Source organism: Aeromonas jandaei (assembly GCF_037890695.1).
GTDB classification, from domain to species: Bacteria; Pseudomonadota; Gammaproteobacteria; order Enterobacterales; family Aeromonadaceae; genus Aeromonas; species Aeromonas jandaei.
The window spans coordinates 940,001-951,855 of sequence record NZ_CP149571.1 but is presented as its reverse complement, the minus strand read 5'-3'; the positions used below and the strand labels follow the sequence as shown (position 1 = coordinate 951,855).

At 58.2% G+C, this 11,855-nt stretch carries 6 protein-coding genes, 1 tRNA gene and 3 rRNA genes (1 of these 10 cut by a window edge); all 10 read right to left on the bottom strand.

The window, feature by feature from the left end; genetic code table 11:
* Positions 1 to 81: 81 nt before the first annotated feature.
* Positions 82 to 1,527 carry an amino acid permease gene (locus WE862_RS04645; protein ID WP_042031973.1) on the bottom strand — a complete coding sequence of 482 codons (1,446 nt, stop codon included), beginning with the start codon at positions 1,525 to 1,527 and terminating at the stop codon, positions 82 to 84.
* Positions 1,528 to 1,693: 166 nt separating this feature from the next.
* Positions 1,694 to 2,032, bottom strand: a complete 339-nt coding sequence (locus tag WE862_RS04640; RefSeq protein WP_005342042.1) for a tRNA-binding protein — start codon at positions 2,030 to 2,032, stop codon at positions 1,694 to 1,696.
* Between the two features lie 76 nt (positions 2,033 to 2,108).
* On the bottom strand, positions 2,109 to 3,554 hold the full coding sequence (locus WE862_RS04635) for an amino acid permease (RefSeq protein ID WP_042031974.1): 1,446 nt from the start codon (positions 3,552 to 3,554) through the stop codon (positions 2,109 to 2,111).
* A 101-nt stretch (positions 3,555 to 3,655) separates the two neighbouring features.
* Positions 3,656 to 4,111, bottom strand: a complete 456-nt coding sequence (locus WE862_RS04630) for a beta-galactosidase subunit beta (RefSeq protein ID WP_042031975.1) — start codon at positions 4,109 to 4,111, stop codon at positions 3,656 to 3,658.
* Entirely contained in the window at positions 4,108 to 7,182 is a 3,075-nt protein-coding gene (gene ebgA / locus WE862_RS04625; protein WP_042031976.1) for a beta-galactosidase subunit alpha, read from the bottom strand. Before ebgA ends, WE862_RS04630 begins: the two co-directional genes overlap by 4 nt.
* Positions 7,183 to 7,503: 321 nt before the next feature.
* Entirely contained in the window at positions 7,504 to 8,469 is a 966-nt protein-coding gene (gene ebgR, locus WE862_RS04620) for a transcriptional regulator EbgR (RefSeq protein ID WP_042031977.1), read from the bottom strand.
* 165 nt (positions 8,470 to 8,634) lie between these two features.
* Positions 8,635 to 8,749 (bottom strand): 5S ribosomal RNA (gene rrf, locus WE862_RS04615).
* 27 nt (positions 8,750 to 8,776) lie between these two features.
* Positions 8,777 to 8,852, bottom strand: a tRNA-Thr gene (locus WE862_RS04610).
* 47 nt (positions 8,853 to 8,899) lie between these two features.
* Positions 8,900 to 9,014: ribosomal RNA gene (rrf, locus tag WE862_RS04605) — 5S ribosomal RNA — on the bottom strand.
* Between the two features lie 81 nt (positions 9,015 to 9,095).
* A 23S ribosomal RNA gene (locus tag WE862_RS04600) occupies positions 9,096 to 11,855 on the bottom strand (it continues 130 nt past the right edge of the window).

The window sequence follows — 11,855 nt, the reverse complement described above, 5'->3', positions numbered from 1 at the left end:
CCTGACAGCTCCCAAACGGCTAAAAATGGATAAAAAAAACGGGCGACCAAGGCCGCCCGTTCCGTGTTTTCACTCAGCCGATCAGCGCTGGCTGGCCAGCGTGCCGTTGCCGGTTTTCTTCTCATTGCCGGCGAGCTTGCGGGCCTGCCGCTTCTCGAAGCGGGAGATCCACCAGTAGGCCAGCGCCGAGAAGACCGCGGTCATAAAGACGTTGATGAAGAAGGCGCGCACCAGATCCACCCCGGCCGGGAAGGCGGAGGCACTCATGCTCACCACGAAGATGGCGATCAGCACCGACACCACGCCCATCCCGAACTTGCGCGACCCCATGCGGAAGTCGCGGGGGGTGTCGTCATGTTTCCAGCGGAACACGAAGTAGGCCACCATGATGAAGATCGGCGGCAGCATGGCGGTACCGGCGGTGAGGTTGATGGCAGTGTTCATCATCTGCTGCACCGACTCGGAGCCGAAGCCGTTGACCACCAGCATCGCGAACACGAAGACAAACTGCCACCAGGCGGCGCGCACCGGCACGCCGTGCTCGTTGAGCTGGGTGGTCTTCTCGCCGTAAACCCCCTGCGGGATCTCGGAGAAGTGGATCTTCACCGGCGCCGAGGTCCACATCATCATGGAGCCGAACATGGCGATAAACAGCACCACGCCGACGAAGCGGCCCACCAGCGCCTCGGAGAGCCCGAAGTACTGGGCCATGCCGGTGAAGATCTCCACCATGCCGCCGGCATAGGTGAGGCTCTCGCGCGGCACGAACACGTTCACCAGCAGGGAACCGACCGCATACATGGCACCGATGACGATGCCGGCGCTGATGATCACCTTGATGAAGGACTTCTGGCCGCCCTTCACATCATTGAGGTAGGCCGCTGCGGTCTCGGCACCGCCCGCCGCCTGGAAGATCCAGCACATGATGCCGAGCGTCGCCCAGTTGACGGTGGGAGTCATCGCCTCCAGCGTGATGGGCTGGGCCGGCACATGATCGCCACTCAGGGCCATCAGGGCGCCCAGCACATAGATGGCGAACAGGGCAAATACCCCGTAGGCCACGATCTCCGCAATCTTGCCGAGCCAGCTCGCCCCCTTGGTGGAGATGTGGGTCGCCGCCGCAAACAGCACGATGGAAATGACTGAGGTGACCATGGGCGAGAAACTGTACTCATAGCCCAGCATCGCGTAGGAGGCGTAGGCGATGACGTTGGGCAGCAGGGAGACGAACCAGAACAGGTTCACGAACCAGTAGAGAAACGAGCCCAGATAGGCCATCCGGGTGCCGAGCGGCTTTTTCAGCCAGTCGTACATCCCCGACTCGGAGTTTTTGTTGGCCGAGACGAACTCGGCGATGATGAAGACGAACGGGATGAAGTAGACGATGGTCGCCAGCAGGAAGATGGGGGCGGAGCTGAGCCCCAGCTCGATGTTGTTGTTGACGATGTTGCGCACGTTGAACACGGCGGCAAAGGTCATCGACAACAAGGCAAACTTGCCTATGGTGCCGCGTACGGATTCAGACATGGTGTCCTCCAGTGGACTTGCGCTCCCTGCGGGGAGCGCTGTGACTCTGTGATGTGTTCGGCAAGGGTCTGTCGGCCCCGCGCTTTACTCTCTTGTTATGATCGGGCCGCGTGCACGGCCTCGTTGCTGAACCGGTACCGTCTCCCGCACCGGCTCGCAATCCCGTTCAGACGATCGGAGTGCCCGGCGCCATCGGCACCCGCGGTTGCAACAGCACGCTCTGGCTCTCGTCCGGGGTCTCGGCGCACAGCAACATGCACTCGGATCGCTCACCGCGCATTTTGGTGGGCTTGAGGTTGGTCAGTACCACCACCTCGCTGCCCATCAGCTCCTCTTCGCTGTAGTAAGGCACCAGACTGGTGACGGTCTGCAGCGGCCGCTCGCCACCCACGTCGATCTGGACGATGTAGAGTTTGTCGGCACCGGGGTGACGCACCACCTCCAGCACCTTGCCCACCTTCATCTCGACCCGCTTGAATTCGGCAAACTCGATCGTCTCGCTCATTCTCTTTTCCTTTTCTGGTTCAACGGTTTGCGGGTGGCCAACGGCCACCCGATTTGATTGGGATTTAATTCAGTGCCTATGGCGTCTGCATGGCAACCTGCGCTGTCGGCTGGGCCTCTTTGGCACGCGCTTCGGCACTGAGGGAGGCCTCGTATCTGTTGTATTTCCACCAGGCGAAGCCGAGGAAAATCACGATCCCGCCGACGTTGTAGAAGATGATGGTCATGATGTCGGCGCCGGTCGGGAAGGTGGAGGCGAGGAAGCCCACCGAGAAGATGGCGATCAGCACCGAGACCACGGCGATGCCGGTGGTGCGCGAACCCATCTTGAACTCCCGCGGCAGGTGATCGAGCTTCAGACGCAGATTGAGGTAGGCCAGCATGATGAACAGCGGCGGCAGCATGGAGGCGGCGGCGGTCATGTTGATGACGGTGTTCATCAGATCCTGCGCTGTGTTGGAGCCCAGGGTCGGGATCACCATCAGCGGCAGCACGATGAGGTACTGGATCCAGGCTGCCCGGGCGGGCACGCCGTTCTCGTTGAGCTCGACCGTCTTCTTGCCAAAGATGCCGGCCGGGATTTCGGAGAAGAAGATCTTCACCGGGGTCGCGGTCCACATCAGCAGGGAGCCGAACATGGCGGTGAAGGAGACCAGCCCGACGAAGCGGTTCATCAGGATCTCCGGCAGGCCGAAGTAGGCCGCCAGCCCTTCAAACACCTGCACCGAGCCGCCGGTATATTTCAGGGTACCGCTCGGCACGAACACGTTGATCAACAGCGAGGCGATGGAGTAGAGCACGCCGATAAAGATCCCGGCGACGATGATCACCTTCACGAAGGATTTGGATCCCCCTTTCACGTCATTGACGTAGACCGCCACTGACTCGGCGCCACCGGCTGCCATAAAGATCCAGGTGGTGATGCCGAGGAAGGCCCAGCTGAAATCGGGGACCATGGCCTCTACCGTGATGGGATCAGCCGGCTGCACGCCGCCTACCAGTGCCGCACCTGCCAGCAGGATGTAGGAGAGGGTCAGCAGCAGCATCAGGGACGAGGTCACCGAGGTGATGGGGCCAAGCATCTTGGCGCCGTTGGTGGAAACGTAGGTGGCAAAGGCAAACAGCACCATGCTCAAGGCCGTGGTCGCCACCGGAGTGAGAATGTACTCGTAGCCGAGGAAGGCATAGGAGGCGTAGGCGATAACCCGCGGCAGCAGCGAGGTGAAGAAGAAGAGGTTCACGAACCAGTAGGTGTAGGCGGAGATAAAGGCCCAACGACCGCCGAGGGAGCTCTTCACCCAGGCATACACCCCCGCTTCGGAGTTTTTGTTCAGTGACACAAATTCCGCAATGATCAGGCAGAACGGAATGAAGTAGAAAATGGTGGCCAGAAAGAACATCGGGGCCGAGGCCAGACCGATCTCGATGTTGTTGTTGATGACGTTGTTGAAGCTGAATACCGCCGCGAAGGTGAGCGACAGCAGACCAAACTTGCCTATCGTGTTGCGTTTGGAATCAGACATGGTGCATCTCCAGACCTGTAGTTATCTAGCGAAAGAGCGGGGCATGGGTTGTAGGGTGAGCCCCGCCCTTCCGGCTTTATCAGTGCAGAACCGGCGGCTTGTTATTTGTTTTTGAAGTAGCCGCCTTCGACGGTGACCTTGATGATCACCTTGCGCACCAGCCCGTCGCCGACGAATCGGTAGGCCTCGTCGTTCTCGAAGATCACCACCTGCCCGTTGCCCACCTGCTGGCGCTCACGCACCTCGCCAGCCAGCCACTCGCGGTCGGTGGTGTCGTCATAGGCCTGCTCGACCACCAGCTCGCTCTTGGCAGTCCACTCCACCGTCTCTTCCCCTTCCAGGTAGTAGTGAACGTCGAAGTAGCGGCGCTGCCCCTCGAACAGGGAGGTGGCCGGGCTGGCCCCCTCCTGCAAGCGGTAGGTGAGGGAGTCACCGATGGAGTGGCAGATACCGGGCTTGAGGTTGGCCAGGTTGTTGATGGCCTCCACGCAGCGGCCCCACTTCTTGCCCTCCCGGTAGATGTTTTTGAACAGGGTCAGGTTGTCCAGGGTGATCATGCGAGGTTCCTCCCGCCGTTGATGGTGAGATCGAGCCCGGCCAGCGCAGCCGGATTGAGGTTGCCACGGGCGATGGGCAGCAGGGTCAGGCCGAAGCTGAACGGCTCGAAGCGCACCCGCCAGGAGTCCAGCACCTCGGAGCCCCAGGAGTTGGAGCCGAGCCCCAGCACCTTGTGATCCAGATTGAGGGTGAGATAACCGCAGGGCTCCAGCTCGTTGATGTGCTGCGCCGCGTGGATATGCTCCCAGCTGTAGGGCCAGACGCTCAGGTTGATGGGGGCATCGGGCCGCACGTAGAGACCGGCGCCGTGACGGTTGGTCAGGGTCGCCCAGCGCACCTGCTGGCGGTTGCCGTTGTCCTGCGGGAAGGGGTAGTGCTCCCACATCTCGCCGACTGTGCTGTTGAAGCTGTCGATCCAGTTGCTCTGGCGGCTGTCCTGATAGTTCTCGCCCGGGCCCATGCCGTAGTAGTGCACCCGGTCGAGATCCTGACGAATGCCCAGCTCGAAGCCGATCTTGGGAATGATGTCGTCATAACCGCCGTAGGGCTGACCGGACAGCGCTACATGCAGCTGGCCGTTCGGGCTCAGGGTGTAGACGTAGCGGCAACGCATGCCGAAATCGAACACCGGCGGCGCGATCAGGCTCTCTACCGTCACCTCGACCACATCACCCAGCTGACGCCAGCTCAGAGTGCGGAAGTGCTCCTGCATGATCTGCAGGTGATTCGGGTGCCACAGGCTCTCGTACTCCTGCTTGTGGTTGTCGATCATCGGCTTGAAGAAGGTGAGGCGTGGCGAGCGCTCGATGAGCTCGATACCGTCCTGCTGCCAGCTCACCAGCTTGCCATCGAGGCGCGAGAAGCGCAGGGCAAAGCCGCTGCCACTCAGGGTCAGCGCGAGGCGCTCATCGGCGATCTGCAACGCCGTGGCGTTGGGATTGGCAAAGGGCTGCAGCTGACGAGTCGATGCCTTCAGCTGGAACTGGTACTGGCCCAGCTCGTGCTCCGCCGCGCTGTAACGGGTGGCACTGGCCTTGATGACCCGCAGCTGGACAAAGGTTTCCCGCCCATCCAGGGATGGCAGTTCGAGTTGCAGCTCTGTGGTGGCACCGGGGGCAACCCCTTCCAGCCGGATTTGCTGGCTGGCCAGCAGTTCGCCCTCGGCCTTCACCTCGACCAGCAGGCGGATATCGTCGAGAGTGGAGAACCAGTAGCGGTTTTCCACCGCCAGCTTGCCGCTCGCCAGATCCAGCGCGCGCACCTTGACCGGGCAGATCACCTGCTTGTATTCACGCAGGCCCGGCCCCGGGGTCTGATCCGGATAGATGAGGCCATCCATGCAGAAGTTGTAGTTGTTGGGGTAGTCGCCGTAGTCGCCGCCGTACTTGTAGACCGGGCGCCCCTGCTCGTCCTGATCCAGAATGCCGTGATCGCACCACTCCCAGATGTAGTGACCCTGAATGTGGGGATGGCGGTCAAACACCTGCTGGTATTCGCTGAGGCCACCCGGGCCATTACCCATGGCGTGGGCGTATTCGCAGAGGATGCGCGGCTTCGCCATCGGGAACTCGCCGAAGCAGTTCATCTGGGAGACGCGGGAATACATGGTACTGACCACATCCACCACCTCGGCATCGCGATCCTCTTCGTAGTGCACCAGCCGGGTCGGGTCGATCGCCTTGCAGCGCTGGTACATGGCTCTGATGTTGCAGCCGTAGCCGGACTCGTTGCCGAGCGACCAGATGATGATGGAGGGGTGGTTCTTCTGGGCGTGCACGTGGCGTTCGATGCGATCCACAAACACCGGCTCCCAGAAGGGGTCATCGGTGATGCGGCTGAGATCGCCGACGTTGGCAAAGCCGTGGGTCTCCACGTCGGTCTCCGCCATCACGAACAGACCGTACTGGTCGCACAGCTCATAGAAGCGCGGGTCGTTCGGGTAGTGGGCGGTACGCACCGAGTTGAGGTTGTGCTGCTTCATCAGCACGATATCGCGTTCAACACGATCCATGCCGACCGCACGGCTCTTGAGGTGGTCGTTGTCGTGGCGGTTCACCCCGTGCAGCTTGAGGTAGTGGCCGTTGACGTAGAAGAGGCCATCCTTGACCTTGATTTCACGCACCCCGACCCGCTGCGGGATCACTTCCAGCAGCTCGCCCTGACCGTTGTAGAGGGAGAGTTGCAGCTGGTAGAGGTAAGGATCTTCGGCGCTCCACAGATGGGGGTTGGCCAGATCCAGCGTGAAGCGGCAATCACACTTGCCATCGATGGCGAGATGGTCGAGCGAGCCGCTGGCGATCTCGTTGCCCTGATCCAGCAGCGACCAGACCAGACGGTGATCACGGGCTGCCGCCCCCAGATTCTCCAGCTGGATATCACAGCTCAGGGTGGCGCTTTGATTGTCATCGGCCAGCGCGGTGCGGATGAAGAAGTCCTGCACATGGGCGGCCGGTTTGCCCACCAGATAGACGTCGCGGAAGATCCCCGCCATCCACCACATGTCCTGATCTTCGATATAGGTGGAGTCAGCCCACTGCATCACCCGCACTGACAGCAGGTTCTCGCCAATGTTGGCGTAGGCACTGATATCGAACTCGGCGGTGAGGCGGCTCCCCTTGCTGAAACCGACGTAGTGCCCGTTCACATAGACCTCGAAGTAGGTCTCCACCCCGTCAAACTTGATGATCACCTGCTCCCCATCCCAGGCCGGGCTCAGCGTGAAGCTGCGCTGATAGGCGCCGGTGGGGTTGTTGGTCGGCACGAAGGGCACGTCGATCGGGAAGGGAAAGCCTTCGTCGGTGTACTGCAGCTGACCATGTCCTTCCATCTGCCACATGTTGGGCACGGTTATCTGGCCCCACTCGCTCATGGGGCTGTGATAGAAGGCCTCCGGCACCTGCAGGGGGTGGTCGAAGTAGTGGAACTGCCACTGGCCGCCAAGGCTCAGAAAACGGCGGCTCAGCTCCCGCTGCATGGTGGCCGCCAGCGCGTGGTCGGCATAAGAGAAGAAGTAGGCGCGCGGGGCCAGCCTGTTTTCACCAACGAATTGGACGTTTTCCCAGTTATTCACATGTCCTCCCGGAACAAGGCAACTTTGACTGGGTAAACTCTAGATAAAAATTTACTAAATATCAGCTTTGGATTGGTAAAGTTTTAACCTGATCACAATGAATAGATTGTTTTGTGAGCGAGATCAGAAGCGGGAGATAAAGGAGGGCAAGATATGGATGAGTGGCATGGATGTTGATAGTAGCTAGCTGATCTGCAATAAAATCAACTATAAAACAATATGATATGAAGTTGTTGGATGATATGGGAAAGAGGTTTGCTTGGGAGAGGTGTCGCACCACCGCATGATGGCGCGACTAAAAAGCAGAATGTTTTACTAAAATCAGCGGGTGGTGCCGCGCAGGGTCAACTTGCTCGGTACCAGCACCCGGAGTGGAATATCCCGCTCGTCTCGCAGCCGCTCAACCAGCAAATTAACCCCCTGGGAGCCCATCAACTCGGAGTGGATCCGCACCGTTGAGAGCGGCGGGAAGGTGAACTTGGCGGTCGGAATATCGTTGACGCTGATAAGCTCGATCTGCTGGGGAATCGCCAGTCCCTTCTCATGAATGGCACGCAGCACGCCGATGGCGATGGAGTCGGAGGCGACGAACAGCGCCTTGGGCCAGTCGCCGGCCAGCATCTCCTTCGCCAACTGGTAGCCGGAAGCGCTGGAGAAGTCCCCACGATAGAGATCGCTCTCCTGCACCACCCCCAGCCGCTGGCCATACTCCCGGAAGGCCAGTTCGCGCAGATCCGGATTCTCGTCCTGGCCACCGATATAGCCGATGCGCTGGTGCCCCTGCGCAATAAAGTAGTCGACGACCTGCTGGCTGATCAGAGCGAGATCCACATCGACCGAGTCGAACTCTCCCTGTGAACGGCAGTCGACAAACACCAGCTGGCTGGAACAAGCCCTTAGCTGGGCCAGACGCTCAGCTGTGAGGGTGCCGACTACCAGAATGCCATCCACGGCGCTCAGTTCGCGCCCTTCACCGCAGTTGTAAAGATGGGTCAGTTCGATATTGAGGCGGGCACTCTGGGTTTCGATGCCATAACGGATAGCGAGATAGTAGGGATCGTTGACCTCGGTACTCTGGGGATAGGCATAGACCACCAGAAAGTGCAGCTTGCTCTTGTGTACCCCCTTGCGGGCGCTGCTGGTCTTGTACTCCAGCCGTTCGGCAATCTCGAAGATCCGCTGCTTGGTCTCTTCCTTGACGCTCAGGCTGGGATCCTCGTTCAGTACCCGGGATACCGTCGCGAGAGAAACCCCCGCTTCCTGTGCAATTTCCTTCAACGTAGCCATCAATACCTCGCTGGCAGCATCACGTGTTAATCGGTAACGGCTAAAGAGTAACGGGCAATCCCTTGATAGCCCAGCACTTTTACTAAAATGCCGGCGGCATGGCAGATTTTTGGAACGCAGAAATGCAAAAAGGCCTCCCGAATGGGAGGCCTCTTCTAAATAGGTGCCTGACAGTGTCCTACTCTCGCATGGCGAATGCCACACTACCATCGGCGCTACCGCGTTTCACTTCTGAGTTCGGCATGGGATCAGGTGGTTCCACGGCGCTATTGCCGTCAGGCAAAAGCTTTTAAAACTAACTTAAAGATGGTGCTGATACCCAGAATCGAACTGGGGACCTCATCCTTACCAAGGATGCGCTCTACCGACTGAGCCATATCAGCACACTAACCGGTAAAGACCACGCTATCCGCGTAATCTAAAATTGGGTGCCTGGCAGTGTCCTACTCTCGCATGGCGAATGCCACACTACCATCGGCGCTACCGCGTTTCACTTCTGAGTTCGGCATGGGATCAGGTGGTTCCACGGCGCTATTGCCGCCAGGCAAATTCTTCAATCTGAGAAAGCTGACGTAAGTAATTCGTTCGTATTTGCTACAAGCCTTAGAACACTTCTTGGGTGTTGTATGGTTAAGCCTCACGGGTAATTAGTACGGGTTAGCTCAATGCATCGCTGCACTTACACACCCCGCCTATCAACGTTGTGGTCTCCAACGGCCCTTTAGGACCCTCAAGGGGTCAGGGATGACTCATCTCAGGGCTCGCTTCCCGCTTAGATGCTTTCAGCGGTTATCGATTCCGAACTTAGCTACCGGGCAGTGCCACTGGCGTGACAACCCGAACACCAGAGGTTCGTTCACTCCGGTCCTCTCGTACTAGGAGCAACTCCCTTCAATCATCCAACGCCCACGGCAGATAGGGACCGAACTGTCTCACGACGTTCTGAACCCAGCTCGCGTACCACTTTAAATGGCGAACAGCCATACCCTTGGGACCGACTTCAGCCCCAGGATGTGATGAGCCGACATCGAGGTGCCAAACACCGCCGTCGATATGAACTCTTGGGCGGTATCAGCCTGTTATCCCCGGAGTACCTTTTATCCGTTGAGCGATGGCCCTTCCATTCAGAACCACCGGATCACTATGACCTACTTTCGTACCTGCTCGACCTGTCCGTCTCGCAGTTAAGCTGGCTTATGCCATTGCACTAACCTCCTGATGTCCGACCAGGATTAGCCAACCTTCGTGCTCCTCCGTTACTCTTTGGGAGGAGACCGCCCCAGTCAAACTACCCACCAGGCACTGTCCGCGAGCCCGATTCAGGGCCCTGCGTTAGAACATCAAACATACAAGGGTGGTATTTCAAGGACGGCTCCAGCGCAACTGGCGTCACGCCTTCAAAGCCTCCCACCTATCCTACACATGTAGGTTCAATGTTCAGTGCCAAGCTGTAGTAAAGGTTCACGGGGTCTTTCCGTCTAGCCGCGGGTACACCGCATCTTCACGGCGAATTCGATTTCACTGAGTCTCGGGTGGAGACAGCATGGCCATGGTTACACCATTCGTGCAGGTCGGAACTTACCCGACAAGGAATTTCGCTACCTTAGGACCGTTATAGTTACGGCCGCCGTTTACCGGGGCTTCGATCAAGAGCTTCGCTTGCGCTAACCCCATCAATTAACCTTCCGGCACCGGGCAGGTGTCACACCCTATACGTCCACTTTCGTGTTTGCAGAGTGCTGTGTTTTTGATAAACAGTCCCAGCCATCTGGTCACTGCGACTCCCGTCAGCTCCATCCGCAAGGGACTTCACCAACAAGAGCGTACCTTCTCCCGAAGTTACGGTACTATTTTGCCTAGTTCCTTCACCCGAGTTCTCTCAAGCGCCTTGGTATTCTCTACCCGACCACCTGTGTCGGTTTGGGGTACGATGACTTGTAATCTGAAGCTTAGAGGCTTTTCCTGGAAGCAGGGCATCAATGGCTTCCACACCGTAGTGTGTTCGTCTCGTGTCTCAGCGTTGCACCTCCGGATTTACCTAAAGGTACCGCCTACGCACTTTCACCAGGACAACCGTCGCCTGGCCCACCTAGCCTTCTCCGTCCCCCCATCGCAATTACAAGTCGTGCAGGAATATTAACCTGCTTCCCATCGATTACGCCTTTCGGCCTCACCTTAGGGGTCGACTCACCCTGCCCCGATTAACGTTGGACAGGAACCCTTGGTCTTCCGGCGAGGAGGCTTTTCACCCCCTTTATCGTTACTTACGTCAGCATTCGCACTTCTGATATCTCCAGCATACCTCTCGATACACCTTCGCAGACTTACAGAACGCTCCCCTACCACTTGCACTAAGTGCAAATCCGCGGCTTCGGTGCCTGGTTTGAGCCCCGTTACATCTTCCGCGCAGGCCGACTCGACTAGTGAGCTATTACGCTTTCTTTAAATGATGGCTGCTTCTAAGCCAACATCCTAGCTGTCTGAGCCTTCCCACATCGTTTCCCACTTAACCAGAACTTTGGGACCTTAGCCGGCGGTCTGGGTTGTTTCCCTCTTCACGACGGACGTTAGCACCCGCCGTGTGTCTCCCGGATAGTACTTACTGGTATTCGGAGTTTGCATGGGGTTGGTAAGTCGGGATGACCCCCTAGCCCAAACAGTGCTCTACCCCCAGTAGTATTCGTCCGAGGCGCTACCTAAATAGCTTTCGGGGAGAACCAGCTATCTCCGAGTTTGATTGGCCTTTCACCCCCAGCCACAGGTCATCCCCTAACTTTGCAACGTTAGTGGGTTCGGTCCTCCAGTTGATGTTACTCAACCTTCAACCTGCCCATGGCTAGATCACCCGGTTTCGGGTCTACACCTTGCAACTAGACGCCCAGTTAAGACTCGGTTTCCCTACGGCTCCCCTATACGGTTAACCTCGCTACAAAATGTAAGTCGCTGACCCATTATACAAAAGGTACGCAGTCACCCCGAAGGGCTCCCACTGCTTGTACGTACACGGTTTCAGGTTCTATTTCACTCCCCTCACAGGGGTTCTTTTCGCCTTTCCCTCACGGTACTGGTTCACTATCGGTCAGTCAGGAGTATTTAGCCTTGGAGGATCTGTCCCCCCATATTCAGACAGGATGTCACGTGTCCCGCCCTACTCGATTTCACATCAAGGTTGTTTTCGTGTACGGGGCTATCACCCTGTATCGCCGGCCTTTCCAGGACCGTTCCACTAACTTCCAAGATGCTTAAGGGCTAATCCCCGTTCGCTCGCCGCTACTGAGGGAATCTCGGTTGATTTCTTTTCCTCGGGGTACTTAGATGTTTCAGTTCTCCCGGTTCGCCTCGTTACACTATGTATTCATGTAACGATACCCAAGTTATCTTGGGTG